Raw genomic sequence first — 19,784 nt, forward strand, 5'->3', positions numbered from 1 at the left:
CCGCTTCACGTCCTTTCCTGATACGTGATCCACGAAACGGCGGTCTACCTTCACGCCTTCGAGCTGGCGATCCTTCACTCTGATTGCAGAGTTCGGGCACGAGAGCGACGTCACTGCTGATCTGTGGCGGACAACTCAATACGGTTAAGTCTTATGTGCCTCATGCAGACGCAGTCTCTAGCGTTGTCAACTGCAGTCGAAAGACTGTTCCGTTGTCTATCTCGCTTTGGACCTCAATGGCGCCATGATGAGCATCCACAATCCACTTTGCTATAGATAGACCCAGGCCTGAACCTTCAATGTCTGCGTCGCGAGCACTGGTGGCACGATAGAAACGCTCAAAAACGCGGGGCAGTTCGGCCTCAGCGATGCCGATTCCGTTGTCGGACACCTCGATGACGACACTCTCTTGGCGAATAACTAGCAGAACACCAACCCGTCCACCAACAGGTGTGTATCGAATTGCATTATCTAAGAAGATCAGCAGGACCCTTTTCAAAGCTTGCCGTTCTGCCAAGACAGCCACGGGTGTTGCGGGAATCTCGGCACTCAACGTAAGCTCTTTACGCGCAGCGAGTGCCCGGCTCGTTGTAACCACTTCTTCAACGATCTGGCCGACGTCAAGGACAGACATATCCAATGACGCTGGATTGGCATCAGCCCTTGCCAGCGTCAAAAGGTTTTCTACCAAATCGCTTGTGTACTCCGCTTCCGTGAGTATCTGTCCTACCATCTCTTCATATTCGGCGACAGACCTGGGTCGTTCTAATATGACCTCGGACGTGGTCCGTATTGCTGCGATCGGTGTTCGAAGTTCGTGGGAAGCATCCGCCGTAAATTGCGCGACTCTCGTAAACGCTTTTTCAAGTCGGAGGAGCATTCCGTTCAAGGTACTCGTGAGGTGGTATAGCTCATCTTGAGCAACTGGCAAGACAAGTCGCTTTGAAAGACTTTGTTCGGAAATCACCTGGGCTGCCTGCGTGATGGCGCGGACGGGCTTCATCGCACGTCCACTAAGCCAATAACCCCCCGCACCTGCCAGAATGAGTACCGCAGGAAGTGTCCAGAACGCGATAAAGCGGAACCATAACAGAACTTTATTCAGAGAACTTACGACTTCGGCTACTTGGACGAGGTAAAGTCGATCGCTTTGTCGGATCGTTGCTGCCAAAACCCGGATGCTGGTTCGCCGGGGGCGCAGAATGGTGTAGAAATGAGGCGCCCAACTCAGGTCCGGAGCTTCAGCAGGGACGCGAAGCGCAACCATCGACGGTGTCTGGTAGAGCCATGATCCGCTAGCGTTTGTGAGCTGATAGAAGTCTTCGCCAGGTTGAACGCCTGAAGCTTTGCGAAATTCGTTGGGCATGCTTGATTCGCTGGACGCCTTATGAAGGAGGAGAAACTGCTGCATTTCTTCCATGCGCGCCCGGAGATCGTGATCGACGGAGCGCTGGATTGCGCTTCGCATTCCAAAGTACATACCGACGGACAAGAGCAGGTACGTAAGGCAAACAACGCCAAGGTACCAAACCGTGAGGCGGACACGAATGGGGAGTGGTTTCAATCGGGAGCTCCAGACATGAGCCGATAGCCCACTCCCCGCACAGTTTGTATCAACTTCGATTCGCGATTAATGTCAATCTTTCCTCTTAGGTTTCGAATGAACACTTCTAAAGTGTTTTCTGCTGTGTCATCGGCGAGACCCCATACGCGCTCTATTATCGACGCGCGGCTTAGTACTTGGTTTGGACGGCGCATCAAAAACTCAAGCAGGAGATACTCCTTGCGTGTCAGCGCGACGAGCCTTCCTCCTCTAGTGACCTCGCTAGCTGTAGGGTCGAGGACGAGATCCGCTACTTCAAGACGCACGCCGAGAATAGCGGGACCGCGCCTGGCAACTGCCCGCAGGCGCGCCATGAACTCAGCAACGGCAAACGGCTTCGTCAGGTAGTCATCAACGCCTAGGTCAAGAGTCGACACCATATCGGAGATTGTGTCTCGTGCGGTGAGAACGAGCACCGGTATGCGATTGTTTGAGGCCCTTAGACGTCGGACGACCTCACTACCATCCATGTGAGGCAGCATCATGTCAAGGACAACGACATCGAAGTACCCGCTCCCCGCGTGAGCAAGACCGCTCGGTCCATCGAAGCAGATGACGGCAGAATGACCCTTCTCCTCTAAAGTCTTCTTAAGCATTCGAGCTACTTGTTTCTTGTCTTCGACAATGAGCACATGCACAGCTCTACCTCTACTTTCAGATTATTACGGCCACAACATTCTGAACACGGGCCAAGTGAATGATCTTCAGGAGATCTTCAGCAAGGGGTCATAGCCTCTTCTTGGATGCAGTGTTCGTGGCGCAATTGCTCGCCTCCATGTATGCGGAGGCCAGAGAAGCCCACATCCGCAGAGATGAGGACCGTCAACATCGATGCCCGATGATCTAAGGTGCCGCATTCTCTATAAGCTTAGGAGGTTGAAATGAAGCGTTTACACATGCCGCCGATCGACATCAGATATTGGACAGCAATCACACTTTCCAGCATATTCGGCACAAATCTTGGAGACCTCTATGCGCACAAGAGCGGTCTTGGTCTTATTCAAGGGGTCGGCGTACTGTCCCTTCTTGCTGCTCTCGTGTTCGCGACTGAGCGCTTCGAGAACCGACGCCATCAGGTCTACTACTGGCTGATCATCATAATCATTCGCACAGGCGCGACCAACATTGCAGATTACCTCGCTTACATCGCCAAAGTTCCGCCGGTGTTGCTCGGTCTCGGCGTCACCGTGATCCTTTGCTTCTTTGCTTGGATCAGCTCCTTTACCAACCGCGGCACTGTCAGTTCATTAAATACCCTGCCTAACACAAACATTGCTTACTGGATCGCTATGCTGGCCGCAGGTGTGTTCGGAACATTGGGAGGTGATCTATGCTCGGACAATTTGGGGGAAGGCTCCTCATCGCTTGGTCTTGGCGCAATTCTCCTGATTGTGCTGTTCTTCGGGCGAGAAAGCACAGCGAAGATGCCTGTCGTGTACTGGGTCACCGTAGCGATTGCCCGTATGGCCGGAACGTCGATGGGAGACTGGCTCGCTGAGAACCACACATTGCATTTCGGGTTATCGATCAGCACGCTCATCACAGGAGTTGCCTTCTTGTCAGTTCTGCTCTTCTGGAAAAGTGAGCGCTGGAGAGCGGAAGATACGGGCTCGCGCATTGCGTCCCCCTCGCAGTGACCTCCCAAGGCGTCTGAGCGTCACCATTGTCCGGTCAATATTCCCGTATTCATACGCCGAGATCATCAATCGTTGAGGAACTCAGACTGGAAAGAGAGTGACCCAAACGGTTCTCGGAATCAATTACGCGAGAGTTCTGCCTTATCAGAGGGCTATTCAGAAAATCTACACTGTCCAGCTTTACTCTGATCGCAGGGTTCGGGCAGGAGAGTGTCGTCACTGCTGACTCCACCGGGTGCCCTGAGAGATCATTGCGTCTTGCTTCGAACAGAGGTTTATGACATGGAAAAATCCAGTTCTCTTAAAGCGACCCGGCAACCTGAAACCGCTGTTCCGCAACAAGCCTCTTCTCGTTCTTTGAGGCTGTTCAACGGAAGTATTCACTGGATCAGCGCTGTCGCGCTGCTCTACGCCTTTATCAGCAATGGTGAATCGAACCATGCTATGAATAGTTCGGTTGCCATGAAAGGAGAAGTGAAGGTAGGCGTTGTTGTGGGGCTGACGTTTTTCGTACGCTTTATCTGGGCGAGCAGCCCGCTTTCCGCCGGAGGCCGCTGGACAATTGCATTCGCTTCGATATCGTCTTCGACCCTTAGACTGCTGATGAATCTGGGGATATACCTCGGCGTGGCAGCCACTGTCATATCCGGGCTCCTCATCGCGTACCTGCGTCCGGGGGCCCGGGTCATCCCACACACAAGAGGATTGACTGATCGCTCTTCTCTCAACGCTGCGATCAATTCACATGTATTCGTCACATCTGCGCTGGAATGGCTATGCGCTTTTCACGTCGCCTACTTTGTGTGGCTGGGGATTCGGAAGAAGACACACTGGGGACAAGTTGCGGGGGATTGGCTTGATCGGAATGTCTCGGGCTTCGACTTTCCCTTTGTATGGCGTCTGTTCGGCGGAAGGACTGGGCGATAAAGAGGGAGCCGGCTTCGCGAATACCCAGCGTTCGCGGCAACAGGTGACTTCAAAGCGTGCTCGCGCCTGCGTGCAAGATGATTCTCTGAACGAGAAAAATGAACGGCCCAATACTCAGGAAAACAGGTGCGTTGCGCTCTCTAGCCGCGACTGCTTCTGGAAAGCTAACCATCACTGAGGACTTCTAAGTTCTCGTATGAGTTGCTCCATTCAAAGCGAAACGGCTCTCCTTTTGCAGGGAACGGTCTGCAGCGACGGTGTAAATTGCCTTGGTCCGCATTTATCCAATCCCAAGAGGCTACGTATTGGTTGATGATCATCAGAGAGAATTCTTCACGTGATCGTCGGCAGATCAAAGTCCGTTCGCATACGAGACTCTTGTCTCTGTATCCCCGTAAAACATAATTTGTGGCTTGAGTTGCATGCGCCGCGAAGGTTGGGCTGCTACCGCTTTATAAAAGAAGGGCGAGTTGACGATGCCAACGTACGTGACATCGTTTTGATGATTAAGCGTGTTGAACGAATTCAACGATAACGTAAATGTCGGCCCCTTCGTCGTTAAGAATTCATGTGATATAGGTCGAGATCCAGGTCAAGATAATCCGGGCCATGCAAAGAGTGTCCACCTGAGCGGGTAAAGCGGACCCATCGACGGATACCGAATCGTCTTCCCCTTGACGGCCATCCCAATTAGGGTTTGGGATAGACTCCCCAGCCGACACCGAGGTCAGAACCCTCGCCTCACGAAAACCGGATTCCGTTACGTCGAGTACATACGAGCCGGTCGTGGCGGAGGAGAAGCGAAATCCTCCTCGTCCATCAATGACTTGTTGAGCGATTGGCCTGCCCGTTTGCGAGAGCAGCCTAAGGACGGTGCCTCGTATCACTGCGCCGGAAGAATCCTGCACAGTTCCGGTCATGAAAGGGCCAATCTGCGCAAACAACTGAAGCGGGTCCAACAGGGGCAATAGAAAGACAGGTTCCGAGATTTTGATCGCAGACTCCAGCAATAGTCCGGGGCATGGGTGATGCGCCTGTGAGTTGTTCTGAAGACAGCGTAGAGAAATAACCTGTAGATTGCCTGAAGATTGAACAAATTGAGAAAACGGATGTGTTGCTGGTTTGCGATACCAATCCCTGCTCAGCCGTGAATACCACTCCTCATTGATGGTCCATCCCAACATTGGTAAGCCGGAGCGCCGAAGTCATTTGTCTCATCAAGAGTTTTCACGGTTGGCCATTCGCGCGAACCAGCAGCTCGTCCTTAAAGAGCATTCTCAAGCGTTGGAGAAATCGACTGAGAGCGGATTGCGCTAACCGAAGGCGCCATAGCTGCCCTTGTTACATTCTTCTCCTCCGCTAGAATGACGAAACAAATCAAGAGGTTGAGGTCGGCATTCCGAAGCCGATCTAAGCGCATTGTCATAAGAGAAGTATCTGTGAGTTAGCCATGAATTTCAATCATGCGCGGGCCTACTCCTTTGCATGGTGCAGATGGTTCTTGGTCGCATCCGATAGTAGAGACAATGCAAGGAGCCGTAAGGCGACAGTTCATGCAAGCAGACGACTGTGTTTGTTTGGTCCTTGCTGATGGCTCCGGCGAGAGACTCTGCCTTGCGCTGCGAGGTTTCCGCGGCTACCAGGGGCGCATCACGCCCGGTGCATGGATGTCGCATAGCGTCCAACCAACACAACAGGAGAATATAGATGGAGCAAGAATCGTTTTTGACCGCTTTGACCGATGCGCTGGGGTCTCAGATTTCAACCGGAGAGCGGGCTGCCCAAGCGGTCCACACCGCACTTTGGAATAAAGCTTGCCGCAATAGACCTCGCGCTCTCGTCGATTGCCTGACTGTCGACAATGTGCAGCAGGTCGTCAAGTTGGCAACAGAATACGGGGTACCCATTTCGGTGCTTGGGGGGGGCGGCATTGGGCTGGATTTGCGGTCGTGCAAGGGGGCGTCGTTCTCAATCTTCGCCCGATGTCGCGGGTTCATGTCGATCGAGAAAGCCGTACGGTGACCCTGGGAGGCGGCAGTCTGATCAACGATGTTTTACTGGAACTCCCGGACGATCTGGCCTCCGTGACGGGGGCGGAATCAAGCGTCGGATACACCGGGCTAACACTCGGGGGCGGTTACGGCCCGCTGAACAGTCGCTTCGGACTTGCGTGCGACACCATGCGAAGTGCACAAGTCGTGCTCGCAGACGGCAATGTGGTCACTGCCAGTGCACAGGATAATCCCGATCTCTTTTGGGCGCTCCGCGGAGGAGGCGGCAACTACGGCGTGGTAACTTCGATGGAACTAGAATTGTTTTCGGTACCGACAGTACAGTCCGCGACGATCCTCTTCCCGCAGTCGTCGGCGGCCACGACGCTGTCGCATCTGCAGGAGATCACCGAAGCATCTCCCGATGGGTTAAGCGTGCTTTCGGGACTGGTGACTCTGCATAGTGGTCAGAAGGGCCTCTTCCTTCAGCCTCTTCTCAGCGAAAAGTCTGAAATCGGCGAGCGGCTATTCGAAAAGCTATGCAACTTGCCCAATTCGAAGGTTGTCGCCCGGCGATGGTCGCCGTACAACCAAATCTTTGATCGTGAAGCCGAGAAAGCGTGGTCGGCAAACGAGAACTATCGAGTCAGCGCACGCTTTTGCGAAGTATTGAACGGCGCAGTAGTCGACGTTCTCACGCGAGGCGCAGAGCGCGCACCCACTCCAGGCTGTGTTCTCCTTCTGCACGACTTTCATGGACAAGCAAGTCGGATCCAGCTCGAAAGCTCTGCCTATCCGCTTCGAAAAAACCACTACCTCGTTGAAGTTATCGCAGGTTGGGACAGCGTTGAGGACGGAGTTGCGGCGGGAGAATGGTTCGACCAAGTGTTGGAGGAGCTATCCCAGCTCTCCCTGTCTGGTGGCTATCCCAATGTGCTCGGTCCTGCAGAACAAAAACGAACCTACGACTTCTACGAGCCTTCTCGAACACGACTGAGGGCAGTCAAAAATAAGTTTGACCCTCACGATGTCTTCTCCTCGAACGTGTGTCAGTTGTGACATAACGCACCGCAGATGACGTCAAGCGGCATCGAGCTCAGCACATCGTCGCTCATTCATGGACTTGCTTGCCGTCGCAGAGAGCTTACTAACCACTGTCGCTACTTCAATAGGTGATGAAGCAGATTATCGATCCATTTTCGGAAGTCATGTCGGCCCTCGACCTCGTCGTTCAACAAGTAGGTAGCGTGAGCCTCGCCGGAAGTACGAGCTTAAGGTTCCCTGATAAAGGATCTATCAAGTTTCTTGTGGTAGTCTCGGGCCAGGGTAGCCTCATCGTAGGCGGTGTGCCATCGGTAATCACACTTGAGGCAGGCGACTGTGTGGTGCTGCCTCGCGGGACAGCGCACTCCCTAACCTGTAGGTGCGTCGACAAGTCGGTGATCAGCTATCCGGAGGGGAGCAACGATCATGCTGGCTGCTTCCTTGTGAGTGGAGAGCTCCTGCTTATGAGTAGTCACGCCGAGGCGATGTTTCGGTCCGTACTTCCGCCTCTCATTCACCGTCGCAGTAGAGAAGTTCATCATGGTCTCACGATGACTCTGAGCCGTCTAATCAATGAAGTAAAGCATCCACAACCTGGCAGTGCATTGATGACGCAATGTCTCGCGACCATAATCCTCATGCAAATTCTCCGGTGTCACGTCGAAGAGTTTGCAATAACCAGTGTCGGTTGGTTGTTCGCGCTTGCCGATGATGCAATGGCAGTCGCGCTTACCCGGATCCATGAGGCTCCAGGTCATCGTTGGAGCCTGCAAGAGTTGGCGCGGCACGCCGGGCTGTCGCGGTCCACGTTCGCAAAGAGGTTCAAGAACATTGTCGGCGTGACTCCGATGGAATACCTAACGCGATGGCGGATGATCTTGGCAGGCGCGAGATTAACCTCGTCCAGTGAACCGGTGTCGCGGATCGCCTCCTCGTTCGGCTACGAGTCAGAGAATGCCTTCGGAAAGGTATTTCGGAATATTATGGGCGCCTCACCGGCCAAGTACCGGCGGGCCTGCCGCAAACGCGCGCCGCGTGGCCGCATTGGACATGTTGCATGACGATATATAAAGTCGCTTCGACGGGCGCTGTTTCAGCTCCAGATCGAAGGCGGGAAGCTTACCCGGAACGGTCTTCAAGTCGAGATGACCGGCACCAATGGGGATCTTGAAACGTTGAGAGTTTTGAAGCATGCGTGTCCGACGTGGATCCGCTTCAGTTCTTCGTCGAAACAGGACCGCCGTCAGCAGCAGATAAACGGCTAGATCAAGTTTAAAGCGTCGACAAAGTGAACAACGGAACCACACTCAATGCTTCGTGTCGCACTGCCCACACTGCTCACACTCCTTCCCGCCTTCACTCAAGCCCAGTTACCTCTTCAGCAACAGATTCACGATCTCGCCAAAGAGGCTCATGGCATCGTCTCAGTGGCTTGTTCGCTGCGTGGCAGAACCTGAATTGCGACCTCAACCCGCATGGTCAAGAGCCGATGCAATCTGCTTTCAAGTTTCTACTTAATGTCGCAGTTCTACACGCAGTCGGGCAAGGAAAGCTCTCCTTAGAGCAGTCAGTGCACTCTTTACCTTCAGACACCTATAAGGATACTTTCAGCCCATTGCAGGATATGTACCCCGCTGCGAACGTCGATGTGCCTCTGCGTCAGTTACCGGAACTCTGGGTTGGGCATCCGGATAATACCGCCAATGACATACTGCTGCGGCAGATGGGCGGAACGGCACCGGTTCAGCAGTATCTCGATTCACTCGGCCTTCAGGGTATTCAGATACGAGACTCGGAAGCAAGCATGCATGATGATGAACGGCGACAGTACCGTAACACCGGTGAACCTGCCACGTTTGTAAAGCTCCTTTGCATGCTCGCGGAGAACTCCCTCCTCACTCACGGGAACACGAAGTACCTGCTCAGCATTATGAGTTCCTCCCCATCTTTTCCGAACAGGATATGCGGGCTGCTACCCGCTGGAACGATTGTCGCTTATAAGACGGGCACGGCAGGATATAACAACAACATGGCAGCAGCAACAAACGATGTCGCATTGATCACGCTTCCGACGGGCGGCGCCTAGCACTGGCGATCTTAGTAACGGATGCACATGCTGACGAAGCTGCTGTGGAGCACACAATAGCGGCGATTGCGCGCGCGTGCTATGACGCAGCATTGAAAACAGAACGTTAACTCGGAGCACCCCACGTTGGTGCCAGATCATGGGATCTTCGGCTCTGTTTCATCAGTCACGACTGGAAGTTCACATCAGGGGGGGGCATTGAATAAATTATCTTCAAGCGCCGGCGCTCCCTGCAGAAATCATCCTGCTGTAGGTTTATCGTTACTGTCAGTACGACGTTAGCTACTTGGATCTCATGGAGATGATGCAGGAGCGCCGTTGGGTAGACGGTTTAACCATCACGCGTTGAATGCGCCGGAGTTGGACAAGCGGGTGCGCTGGTACCAGGGCTAGCGAACTGCTTTGTGGCGTTTGGATGAGACGTATGTGAAGGAGGTAGGCGGCAGCGGCGATACTCCGGCAACCCATTGCTATCCGGGAAGAGCACTGGCGATCATGACCATTGGCTGCCCCCGCTCACCTCGTACCAACTCGGTTCGTATCCGAAACGAGCCGCGACCTGCAACGGGAGGATGGGCTATCTGCCGCGACAAATAGCGTACCTGCAAATACCTGCACAACATCATTGAAGTCGACCATGGCGCACCCACGCGAGTCATTGGCCCCCCTGAGAGGCTCAGGCGATGAGCACGCGGCCGCTTCGATCGAGTACTTTGAAGTACTACGCGTGACCTGGCGGGGGCATCGCCTCACCTGTAAGCAGCGTGTGAGAATGATTGATTAATCCCTTCGACATCTTGTTTGTCTCGACCTGATTAGGTGTCGAGACAGACAAGCTGTGCCCGGGTTGTTGATGCGACAGGTCCAAGGGCCTGGCATAATGTCGACGCTAAGCAGGAATATCTCGCTCAGGCCGGTGAGTTGATTCTTGATGGACCAACGCTATCCCATACGTCCCGGCGATCGCTATGACCGATTTGAGCGGACAGGCACGCGCCTCGGCGAGGCGGACATTGTGGAACGCAAAGCCGCTCGGTCCGCCGTATGAGTAGCAAGCATAGTTGGCGGGAACCGTTTGCATGGTGTGAATGACGTTCCAATCGCATCCGATTGAATGTGTCATGAACGCGAAGCCGGCCGACCCACGACTGCCGGCTTCAGCTTCAATACATGAAGCGAAGGCTTACGAATCTAACATTAGGAGAGTTCTAAATAATGACAAACCAAGCTGATCTCGGTGGCATGTTCACCTTTCCCGGTACACAGCTGCAGGTTCGCCGCATGGGTTTTGGCGCGATGCAGTTGGCAGGGCCACACGCATACGGACCATCAAAGGCTCGTGACGGGGGTTCCGCGGTCCTAAACGAGGTAATTGCGGCGGGCGTTAATCATATCGACACAAGCGACTACTACGGTCCACACTCGGTCAATCAGATCATTAGACAGACGCTTCATCCTTATCGCGACGACCTCGTTATTGTTACGAAGCTGGGTTGGCGCCGTGGGGACAGTGGCTCTTGGATCCCTGCGGTCTCCGCCAGTGATATCACCGCTGGCGCACATGAGAACCTGCGTAACCTTGGTCTCGATGCGCTGGAAATTGTAAACCTACGGGTAGGCGGCGAGTTGTGGCCCACAGAGGGATCGATTGAGGAGCCAATGACTGCGCTTGCCGAATTGCAGCGGCAAGGCCTTATTCGCCATTTGGGCGTGAGCAACGTGTCTCCCCAGCAGTATGCGGAAGCAAAGAAGATTGCGCAGATTGTCTGCGTTCAGAACTTTTACAACGTGGCCCAACGCCGGGACGATGCCTTCATAGACCAACTTGATAAAGAAGGCGTCGCCTACGTACCGTATTTCCCGCTTGGCGGAATGACACCGCTTCAGTCTGCTGAGTTGGACGTTGCAGCTGCCTCGGTAAACGCCACCTCATTGCAGGTGGCGCTTCATTGGCTATTGAAACGGTCGCCCAATATTCTGCTCATTCCCGGAACCTCGTCACTGCTACATCTAAAAGAGAATTTAGAGGCTGTTGACCTTGAGCTATCAGCCGAGATATTGACCCAGCTGAATGCCGTGGGAAGCTACGCCGCGTAGAACCGTTTGGGCCCATCTTTCTGTCCCTTATGATGCGCGTCACGAGGGTGATGTTCTGCAATCGGCTAGAAGCAAACACCATTCTCGTGACCATAATCAGTGAGCGTTGTGGGAGCCATAGCGGAGCGCACGCGGCAGTTACTCCGTAAACGCCAGCGGAAGGGGATGGTTAGCGAAGAATGGGCGTGTACCGTCAGACTCGAGACACTGAACGATAGCTTTGGACCCGGGAGTTGGCGACTGAATGTCCGCGGCCCCGGGAAAAGGGCACTGTTGCTTTAGAACGGTGCCAGGAGCTTGGGCGGCGTAGAGACGTTGGGATGGCTCATGTTCAAGCGTCGACGTTTTCCTATTGAGATCATCCTGGTGTGTGTTCGCTGGTACTGCAACTACGGGATCTCCTATCGCGATCTGGCCGAGATGATGCAGGAGCGCGGCGTGGAAGTAGATCCGTCCACGATCAAGCGCTGGGTCCATCGCTATGCACCTGAACTCGAAAAGCGAGGTTCGATGCTATCAAAGCTACCGAGCGACCTCGCGCCGCGTGGACGAGACATATGTGAAGGTTGGCGGCAAGTGGAAGTACCTGTTCCGGGCTGTCGACAAGCATGGCCTGCTAATCGACTTCATGTTGACGGACCGGCGGAACACCCGGGCAGCCTATCGTTTCCTCGGAAAAGCATTAATGATCATGCGCCACTGCCACCCTCCCCGATTACGACAGCCCATGGATCGTATCCTCAAGCTATCAGCAGGCTGCAGCAAGAGGGCAAGTTGTCAGGGTCGACCAAGCATCACACGTGCAAGTAATTGAACAACATCATTGAGGCGGATCATGCAGCAATCAAGCGAGCCATTCGCCCGACACGGGGCTTTCAAAGGATGAAGACGGCAGCCGCTACCATCAAAGCCTTCGAAGTTATGCGGATGATCCGCAGAGCTCATTGCCTTACCTGCAAGCCGAACGTCCAAGACGAGGTGCGTTTTGTAAACAAGCTGTCCGAGGTCTTCACGATCGCTGCCTACGCGAACAGCGTTAGCGCTAACTGTGCGCAACAGGGTTAATGCAACAGAGCCTTAAAGCGGCTGTGATAAGAGTCGACGATGCGGCGCGCCCCGGGGTTCCCAGGCCAGTAGGGCAAAGACGTAGGAGACGCCTACAACGGAACGGACGAGATCGTTGTCCCTGAGTTTAGATCACCGCTGGATATGCGCTCGATAGACGACAAAGGCAGTATGGATAGCGGGCAATAACAGTCGAGAAAGGCGCATAGAGCCCTCGGCGACTGTTTTATGGCTAGAGGAGGAGCTTTTTATCGGACACTGTGGTCGATTGGGAGCACCACTCAAGTGCGGGACGCTTCAAGAGAAGGAATGTTGGCAGCAAATCGCTGTTCGGCTGTTAAGTTTCTCCGCCGAAGAGATCGAGATCGTCAAAAGAGAGACCACTTTTGCTACAATCATAAGAGGCAGTGACAGTGCCGCGAGATTCAGGTCTCCTCCACAGCAACTCTGGTGTCTCTTACTGGATGTTTACTGGATGTTTCCCCCGAAAATTGGTCATATTCAATGGAAAGTGTGGAATCTGGAGAAAGTATGGAAATTCAGGTTGACCAGTAGAATCAATGAGTTAGGACAACTGGTTAAAAACATAGCAGGCGCGTAGCTCAGTTGGTTAGAGCGCTACCTTGACACGGTAGAGGTCAGGAGTTCGAGTCTCCTCGTGCCTACCATATTTTCAACAACATAAGAGGACACTTCACCTGACAGCATGTATTTTGTGTCGTTGTTTGTGTCGTAACCCTCGGTTGTTGGCCTCCTCGGGCACTTCGCCGATAGTACATTCACCGCTTCCCTCTTCGCTTCCTGGCGGACGTGGGAGTAGTGCTCCAGCATCTTCCGGGAGACATGCCCAGCCAAGGCCATGATGGTAGCATCGCTCGCCTGCGACTCGGCAAGCTCGGTAATAGCATGGTGGCGGCAGTCATGAAAGCGGAAGCCCTTAAGCCCAGCAGAGGCAGTCAGCTTGCGCCAGGCCGTGCGCCAGCTCTTCTGGCAGCGCTTAGGGTCGATATAGCCACGCTCACAGGCCGGGAAGAGGAAGTGGTCAGGCTGAGTGCCGCCGAACGCTTTAGCGCGCTCCCAGAGCTCAAGAACAGTACTGTATGCGTCCTCGTTCATCGGGATCGACCGCAACCCCGCATCGGTCTTGCTACGCCGGACAGTGAACCCACGCCGGGGCCAGTCTACATCCCGCCAGCGCAGATTTTTGATCTCGACGCCCCTCATGGTAGTGCATAAAGCCAGTGCCATCGCCAGCCGGGCATTTTGCCATTCAGGTTTGGAGTCGGCAGCCTGGAGCAAACGCAGTTTCTGCTCATGGGTCAAGGCCTGACCGATGGAGCGCGGTTCCTTCAATGGCCGAACGTCATCGGCAATCAGACTCCAACGCTTCGCCCTTTTGAGGATCCGGCGCACAGCTCCGACTTCCATGTTGATGATCGCTGGACCAACCCCGCCTGCCGTGCGCCACTGCCGATAGGCGAGAACATCTTCCGCCGTGATGTTTCTCAGCCGTCTGCCCCGAAAGAACTCTTTCGGCTTCACCAGTATTTGGCGCTCCTTCTGCTGGCTAGATTCAGCTAGTTCGGGCAGCCGACCCTCGAGATACTTTATAGCTGCTTCATCGAAGATCAACCTTGCGAAATCCTCACTTGATGCGCTCAGTTTGCCCTGTTTCGCCGCCGAAATTAGGGTTTTCTCTTTTGCTTGCGCCTCTCGCCAGTCGCTTGTTTCCAGCGACTGGCGAAAACGCTGTCCGTCAACAAAGAAATGCGTGTGCCACGTCTTACCACGTTTTGTAAGCGCCATCCATTCCTCCTAAACGAATCCTGCTGTCGCCGTGATCGGTGTCATATCTCTCAGCGGCTTTCGATCTTGGTAAGCTCCCGCATGACCCAATTTGCCTCTACCTCGGCTTCGCTTTTTGACTTTCGCGTAACCCATTCTGCGATCCACTGCCATCGGTCAAGCCCGCTCTGGCTTTTAGGTGTTAGTTTCTCCCATTGCTGTGCGGCCTGTTTGAGGAGCCTAATCTTGCCCCTACGGGCTGTTGTAGTAACGTAGTTGCGGCATCTACTGGAGCAAAATCTATCACGACCTCGAACCTTATCTAGCCATTTGCTACATCGAACGCACTGTACCCATCCACGCGAGGAAAAGTTTCTATCTAAATGTATTGAGATACACACAGCGGCCATCGGAGAATCCACTTCGGCGACTACATGCGGAGAGCCGCTACTATCCCAAGAGAACTTCCCACGCATCACTTCCGACGTCCCCGTCCCCCTGAGAGCCAAACCCAGCGTTTCAGGGTCGAGGTGTGAAGGTGCCTTGACTTCTTTGATGAATTCTCTGGCCGGATCTTTCAACCGAGGATTTTTACCGCACTCCATGGCTCTGACACGCGTCTGATGGAGTTCGTTCCGGATTTCGCCATATTCCTTCGCAAGACCGATGGCGTTACGGAACTGCTCTCCGTTCAGGCCTATTAGCCACGCAAAGACATCGCGGAAGGTCTGTACTCTCTGCCTTATTGCTGGTGTCAAGAACTCCTCACGCCATCCGAGATCCCGAGACGACATATTCTCCACGTCCTTTCGCGAGAAAACCATCGACTCTGGCTTTTCCAACATCTCGAACGGCACGTACCCCGCTGCACCCAACCATCCGATGACAGCATCGCCATCGTCAGTTCTTAGGTTCACAAGTCGTTCTCGAAGGCTCCGCCAATCCCGCTTCATCAGTCCTTCACTGATTGCGCAATTTTCCGCGGGCATGAACCTTAGCCAACCTCCATCTTCGAAGCCTGTGCGATCAAGCGTCACCACACCCGACTTCATTCGAATGGAGACGGGAACGCTCGCTAAGGTCAGCAACGAGGCATCGTTGTACTCCTGTTGTACGCTTGTTCCCATAGTGACATTCGTACTGCACACTCGTAGCATAAGCACTAGGCCAACTCGGGTCAAGGAGGAATCTTTCGTGAAATATCAGCGCGAAGCTGAAATCACCGCAGTTGAAGCTGCCCGGAGGCTCGGAGTCGGGTTGGATTATGTGTATTCATTGCTTTGGACGGGAAAGCTGCAAGGCCGCAAAATTGGTAAGCGATGGATTGTGCCTGCCCGGGTTGTTCAAGCTCGACTTAAAAAGCTAACGGGAGGTAGCAGTGATAGAAGCCGTTCCTAGCTTGCTAACGCTCAATACAGTGGCCACCGCACTTGCTGTGAGTCCTCACACTGTCCGGTCATGGGTACGTAAGGGCCGTTTACGTCCTGTGCGCTTGTGCCGCCGACTGCTGTTTGATCCAGCAGAAGTAGCACGTATGGTCGCGGAGGCACGCTAGCCACGATGCCTAAACGCAAGTCCAAATCAGACCAGAAATCAAGTTCGCGCCCGGAAAGCTCGCCAGCATCTATCTCTTCTTTCGCCATGACCGACTCCGGAAATGGCGAGTGGATCGGCGAGCTCTACAATCGCCGTCTGTGCTTCGATCATCGCAGGGGAAAGTGGCTATTTTTCAAGGAGAACCGCTGGATTGAAGACTCCAACGGTGAAATTTACCGCGTTGCAAAGGCTGCCGCAAGGAAAAGGCTTGCGCTTGCGGCGGATCTACAAGAGGAAAAGGAGCGCAACGAGCAAGCCGAGTGGGCCCGAAAGAGTGAATCGCGATACCTGATCGACGCTGCTCTAACCATGGCCAGGAGCACAGAGACGCTAGCGGACTCTGGAGAAGGCTGGGATGCTTCTGCAACTCTCATAGGTGTTCGCAATGGCGTTGTGGACTTGCAATCAGGTCGAGTGCGAGCTGGATGTCCCGAAGATCGACTTACGCTGCAGACATCCGCAGCCTTCGATCCCTCTGCACAATGCCCTCGGTTTGAAACCTTTCTAAATGATGTCTTTTGTGGCGACGACGAATTGATTCGCTATGTGCAAAAGGCGATTGGTTACTCTTTAACCGGGGAGGTAGGCGAGCAATGCCTTTTTCTCTGCTTTGGCGATGGCGCGAATGGAAAGAGCACTCTGCTGGAAACGATAAGGCATATCCTTGGCAGTTACGCCTACAACGTTCCTTTTTCCACATTTGAGCTGAAAGCCCGTTCAGGTATACCGAATGACGTCGCCGCACTTGTGGGAAAGCGCTTTGTCACTGCCGCTGAGACGAACGAGGGAGCGACCTTCAACGAAGCGCGCGTCAAGACGCTCACCGGTGGTGACAATATCACCGCGAGGTTTCTGTATAAGGAAAACTTTACATTCCAACCAGTTGCAAAAGTGTGGCTGGCCTTCAATCACAAGCCGGAAGTCATCGATGAGTCTCATGGGTTTTGGAGGCGGATACGGCTCATTCCATTTCATGCACAATTCGATGGTGCGCGGCGAGACCCTGAATTACCCTCCAAGCTCAGGGAGGAGGCAAGCGGCATCCTTGCCTGGGCCGTGCGAGGATGCCTGCTTTGGCGAAAGGAAGGGCTGGTACAACCCACCTGTGTGACAGAAGCGACGAAAGCATATCGCGAAGAGAGCAATCCAGTATCGGCCTTCCTAGAGGACACCTATGAGGTGAAACCCGGTGGTTTTGTCCCGTCCGCGCTGCTCCGTACGGGCTACGAGAGGTGGTGCCACGAGAATGGAGAAAAGCCTCTCGATGCTCGCGCCCTCGCGAGTAGGCTACTCGCTAGAGGCTTCACGCAGGACCGCCAAGGACATGGGAGAACTCGTGGCTGGAAGGGGCTGAGGCCGAAGGCTGAACACCTTTCCGACGCCCAAAAACCTGCGGACATGAGGACGGGGGCGGACGCGTTAGTTCAATGATCTCTATACTAGCTTTTGCCTAATGGACTTGTACCAAAATGCTGTCCGCCTCTGTCCTCGTGTCCGCACTAAAAAGCGGTCATGTACGTTGTTCACTGATCCTCATATTCCCAGGATTGAACGACCATGAAGAACATTCGAATATCGAGCAGTGTAGCGGGCTTGATCGTGTTGGGCATTGTTCTCGGCCTATGGATCAACCGTCCCAGAGAGCCCAGCATTGATCTAGGAGCAGCTGCACCAAAGTTCGTGGCCGCTGGAACTATGAAACTGTTGGATGTGGCTAGCGTGGAAGTTGCGACGGTGGGTGTCGATATCATGCCACCCGAGGTTCAACTGCGGATTGACCTCAATAATGGAGCTAATGGCTATCTCGGCTACTACACAAACGGAAGGTGGGGTGCCAACCTCGTACTGACTAGACCTGTACAAGGAGGAACAGACAACGTCGGCCAGGTCACAGTCGAAGGATTTTCTCTCGACGACTTCTACAATGTCTATTCTAAACCGCCACAATCATCGGGGGTGTTTGTGCCTGTGCATCGGTCCAGAGTATCAACCTTCTCGCGCGAATGGTGGCTTTCTCTTATGGACCGGGAAGGTCTGGATTCATTGGAATCCGAAATTTCTTCCGAAGACACGCGATTGGTGAGGCGGGACGGAACTCCTTTCGCGGTCTGCGGGCGTGACAAATACGGCATACCGACAATCGCATTCGTTTCGTCTAAACTTGCACTCCAGTCCATCTTAAAGTTTTCGCCGATCCAGACCGACGACGGTTCGACGGTCTCAACGTCACTCGAGGTATACAACGTCAAGGGACAGAACGTGGCTCTCGTGGACACCAGACCCTCGCCGGGGCCTCAGCTCTCCCTCACGAGTGCAGTGGATCATGACTCGGAAGTGCCCATCCTCGGGCACACTCTCGACCCGACCGGAACGAAACTCATCCCCTTCCGATCGCCATACCCACAAGGAGACGAAGGCGTTGTCTCATGGCTTGCACAGCCCATGTATCGAGGGCGATTACCTCTTCGCCTTATTGGGGCGGACGGGAGTGAGATATGGTTTTCCGGCAAGACAATAGGCAGATAAGGACGAAGATGTTTCGGCTTGTGTCACCATCCTGCTTGCGAACAATCTTCTATGTTCAGGCGACTCTGGATGGAAAGATGGAAACGGCCTCGCGTACAGCCCTATCGGGACGCATTGATCCTGCGCCAGTCCCGCATCCGCGCCGCGTGGCAAGGCCTGCAGTAACGCTGAGTTTTCGTGCTTGGCGGCCTGTCGTTACAGGCCGGGCAAAGCTTCTCTCCACGCCGTCTCATAGCACCAGTGTGACACGAAAGGTGCCACGTGGAACGGCGCGAACTGAAGGTTCGTGGAACTATACACAGAGTCGTGTAAATCGAGCGCGGCTGAGCGATCACTTCCTAGGCTTATCCAAATTCACTGCGCACAAGCTTTTCCATGATCCGCGTGAGCACCAGCCGCCTTGGCATCCGCTTCGGTCACATATTTTCCCACTTTGGTGGTGCCGTAGTACTTTGTTCCCGGGCAGTGATAGACATTGCTGGAAGTGTTCAGCCATACCAAACCAGGACCACCTCCTGGCGCTGGCGTTCCCGATGCAGCGCTACTGCGGGCCTTGGTCGAAGTTGGAGTGGCGCTCTGCTGAGACACCGAGGAAGGTGTGGGGGCGTTAGTAGCGGTGGCCGGTGCGGCAGCCGGTGCGGGTTGAGCGGAACCTGTGGGAGTTGTTTCCGCGGTTGCATACCAGACTTTGACTCCCTGATGACCGCGGCATGCTCCCTTCTTTGTCGCACTGGTTGAAAATGTTCCATCATTGCACTGGCCGCTAGAGCCTGCAGGTGCCCCGACGGGCGCCTGTGCCCTGCCAATGAGGCAAGTCAGAACCATCAATGCAAAAGTGAGTATGTTGAGCCGCCATTTCAATGGAAGAACCTCATTCCGCATAGGTTTCAGGGAGACTCCCCTGCCGCGCGCCATCATACCAGATTCGAGGCTATATCCGGGCCGAAAAGCCATGGCCGTTCGGCATCAAAGCTAACGCCACGCCTTATTGCAACAAGCAGAAGCTACGCGGGCCCCCCGCTGTGATGGCGAACAAGCTGGCGCACCAGACAACAGGCCACTGCAGAAACCTCATCAATGTTGCGTATATCTCACGGCATAAGGCCACAGCGAGCATAACGCGAAAACGCCGCGACCGTGGCCACGAGACTCGTGGCGATGCGTTGGCCCGATGGAGTTCGGTGTTCAGTCTGCGGAAACGACAAAATCTCCAAGATCAGCCGTAAGGGTGGAAGCAAGAACAAGCGCGGCCAAATCTACCAATGCCTGCCAAATCTACCAATGCCTTAGGATGACCTGCGCGCCCAGCAATTCTCAGCCACATCCGGCACAATCTTTGGCGACTCTCATCTTCCTCTGGCAAAATGGCTCATGGCTTTGTCCATCTTTGTAGACGCAAAGAAAGACATCTCGGCAAACCGGCTCAA

General features: G+C 54.2%; 19 protein-coding genes, 1 tRNA gene and 1 pseudogene. 15 read left to right on the forward strand and 6 right to left on the reverse strand.

Going from position 1 to position 19,784, the window contains the following annotated elements; genetic code table 11:
• Positions 1–160: 160 nt before the first annotated feature.
• Together ACPOL_RS29570 and ACPOL_RS29575 are read right to left on the reverse strand one after the other, a co-directional pair.
• Positions 161–1,564 (reverse strand): sensor histidine kinase, encoded by a 1,404-nt coding sequence (locus ACPOL_RS29570; RefSeq protein WP_114210352.1) that lies wholly within the window; start codon positions 1,562–1,564, stop codon positions 161–163.
• The gene (locus tag ACPOL_RS29575) at positions 1,561–2,241 is read right to left on the reverse strand and encodes a response regulator transcription factor (protein WP_114210353.1); all 681 of its coding nucleotides are present in this window, start codon (positions 2,239–2,241) and stop codon (positions 1,561–1,563) included. Before ACPOL_RS29575 ends, ACPOL_RS29570 begins: the two co-directional genes overlap by 4 nt.
• 243 nt (positions 2,242–2,484) lie before the next feature.
• Here ACPOL_RS29575 and ACPOL_RS29580 point away from each other — a divergent pair, with 243 nt between their 5' ends.
• Both ACPOL_RS29580 and ACPOL_RS29585 read left to right on the forward strand, forming a co-directional pair.
• Positions 2,485–3,240 carry a hypothetical protein gene (locus ACPOL_RS29580; RefSeq protein WP_114210354.1) on the forward strand — a complete coding sequence of 252 codons (756 nt, stop codon included), beginning with the start codon at positions 2,485–2,487 and terminating at the stop codon, positions 3,238–3,240.
• 282 nt (positions 3,241–3,522) lie between these two features.
• On the forward strand, positions 3,523–4,167 hold the full coding sequence (locus ACPOL_RS29585; protein ID WP_114210355.1) for a hypothetical protein: 645 nt from the start codon (positions 3,523–3,525) through the stop codon (positions 4,165–4,167).
• Positions 4,168–4,733: 566 nt separating this feature from the next.
• Here the strand turns inward: ACPOL_RS29585 and ACPOL_RS33810 are convergent.
• Entirely contained in the window at positions 4,734–5,087 is a 354-nt protein-coding gene (locus ACPOL_RS33810; RefSeq protein ID WP_161557647.1) for a carboxypeptidase-like regulatory domain-containing protein, read from the reverse strand.
• A 924-nt stretch (positions 5,088–6,011) separates the two neighbouring features.
• Between ACPOL_RS33810 and ACPOL_RS29595 the strand changes: the two genes are divergently transcribed.
• From ACPOL_RS29595 to ACPOL_RS29630, 7 genes and pseudogenes are all read left to right on the forward strand, one after another.
• The gene (locus ACPOL_RS29595) at positions 6,012–7,217 is read left to right on the forward strand and encodes an FAD-binding oxidoreductase (RefSeq protein ID WP_114210357.1); all 1,206 of its coding nucleotides are present in this window, start codon (positions 6,012–6,014) and stop codon (positions 7,215–7,217) included.
• Positions 7,218–7,366: 149 nt separating this feature from the next.
• Positions 7,367–8,263, forward strand: a complete 897-nt coding sequence (locus ACPOL_RS36685; protein WP_414633398.1) for an AraC family transcriptional regulator — start codon at positions 7,367–7,369, stop codon at positions 8,261–8,263.
• Between the two features lie 249 nt (positions 8,264–8,512).
• The gene (locus ACPOL_RS33815) at positions 8,513–8,659 is read left to right on the forward strand and encodes a hypothetical protein (protein WP_161557649.1); all 147 of its coding nucleotides are present in this window, start codon (positions 8,513–8,515) and stop codon (positions 8,657–8,659) included.
• A 32-nt stretch (positions 8,660–8,691) separates the two neighbouring features.
• Entirely contained in the window at positions 8,692–9,288 is a 597-nt protein-coding gene (locus tag ACPOL_RS29605) for a serine hydrolase (RefSeq protein ID WP_150133182.1), read from the forward strand.
• Between the two features lie 1,215 nt (positions 9,289–10,503).
• Positions 10,504–11,385: an oxidoreductase gene (locus ACPOL_RS29615; RefSeq protein ID WP_114210361.1), complete on the forward strand. Its 882-nt coding sequence runs from the start codon at positions 10,504–10,506 to the stop codon at positions 11,383–11,385.
• Positions 11,386–11,712: 327 nt separating this feature from the next.
• Positions 11,713–12,450, forward strand: a pseudogene (locus tag ACPOL_RS36690) (IS6 family transposase).
• 591 nt (positions 12,451–13,041) lie between these two features.
• Positions 13,042–13,118 (forward strand) — tRNA-Val (locus ACPOL_RS29630).
• Here ACPOL_RS29630 and ACPOL_RS36695 read toward each other — a convergent pair.
• Entirely contained in the window at positions 13,069–13,803 is a 735-nt protein-coding gene (locus ACPOL_RS36695; RefSeq protein WP_414633399.1) for a tyrosine-type recombinase/integrase, read from the reverse strand. The genes ACPOL_RS29630 and ACPOL_RS36695 overlap by 50 nt on opposite strands.
• Between ACPOL_RS36695 and ACPOL_RS35200 the strand changes: the two genes are divergently transcribed.
• Positions 13,714–14,031: a hypothetical protein gene (locus ACPOL_RS35200; RefSeq protein ID WP_236657118.1), complete on the forward strand. Its 318-nt coding sequence runs from the start codon at positions 13,714–13,716 to the stop codon at positions 14,029–14,031. The two genes, ACPOL_RS36695 and ACPOL_RS35200, sit on opposite strands and share 90 nt — an antisense overlap.
• A 275-nt stretch (positions 14,032–14,306) precedes the next feature.
• On the opposite strand, the gene ACPOL_RS29640 is transcribed toward ACPOL_RS35200, so the two are convergent.
• Positions 14,307–15,152, reverse strand: a complete 846-nt coding sequence (locus tag ACPOL_RS29640; RefSeq protein ID WP_150133183.1) for a hypothetical protein — start codon at positions 15,150–15,152, stop codon at positions 14,307–14,309.
• A gap of 139 nt (positions 15,153–15,291) precedes the next feature.
• Here ACPOL_RS29640 and ACPOL_RS36700 point away from each other — a divergent pair, with 139 nt between their 5' ends.
• The 4 genes from ACPOL_RS36700 to ACPOL_RS29655 all read left to right on the forward strand — a co-directional run bounded on the left by ACPOL_RS36700 (position 15,292) and on the right by ACPOL_RS29655 (position 18,357).
• Positions 15,292–15,633, forward strand: a complete 342-nt coding sequence (locus ACPOL_RS36700; RefSeq protein ID WP_414633400.1) for a helix-turn-helix domain-containing protein — start codon at positions 15,292–15,294, stop codon at positions 15,631–15,633.
• Complete coding sequence (locus ACPOL_RS36705) at positions 15,614–15,790, forward strand: helix-turn-helix domain-containing protein (RefSeq protein WP_114210364.1); 177 nt, start codon at positions 15,614–15,616, stop codon at positions 15,788–15,790. The genes ACPOL_RS36700 and ACPOL_RS36705 overlap by 20 nt, the downstream gene beginning before the upstream one ends.
• Positions 15,791–15,795: 5 nt before the next feature.
• A complete protein-coding gene (locus ACPOL_RS29650) occupies positions 15,796–17,262 on the forward strand; it encodes a DNA primase family protein (protein WP_114210365.1) in 1,467 nt (488 codons plus the stop codon).
• A 126-nt stretch (positions 17,263–17,388) separates the two neighbouring features.
• The gene (locus tag ACPOL_RS29655; RefSeq protein WP_114210366.1) at positions 17,389–18,357 is read left to right on the forward strand and encodes a hypothetical protein; all 969 of its coding nucleotides are present in this window, start codon (positions 17,389–17,391) and stop codon (positions 18,355–18,357) included.
• Between the two features lie 354 nt (positions 18,358–18,711).
• On the opposite strand, the gene ACPOL_RS29660 is transcribed toward ACPOL_RS29655, so the two are convergent.
• Positions 18,712–19,239 carry a DUF3761 domain-containing protein gene (locus tag ACPOL_RS29660; protein WP_236657119.1) on the reverse strand — a complete coding sequence of 176 codons (528 nt, stop codon included), beginning with the start codon at positions 19,237–19,239 and terminating at the stop codon, positions 18,712–18,714.
• Positions 19,240–19,509: 270 nt separating this feature from the next.
• Between ACPOL_RS29660 and ACPOL_RS36710 the strand changes: the two genes are divergently transcribed.
• On the forward strand, positions 19,510–19,647 hold the full coding sequence (locus ACPOL_RS36710; protein ID WP_414633401.1) for a transposase: 138 nt from the start codon (positions 19,510–19,512) through the stop codon (positions 19,645–19,647).
• Positions 19,648–19,784: the final 137 nt, after the last annotated feature.

This window comes from Acidisarcina polymorpha, from assembly GCF_003330725.1.
Classification (GTDB): Bacteria; Acidobacteriota; Terriglobia; order Terriglobales; family Acidobacteriaceae; genus Acidisarcina; species Acidisarcina polymorpha.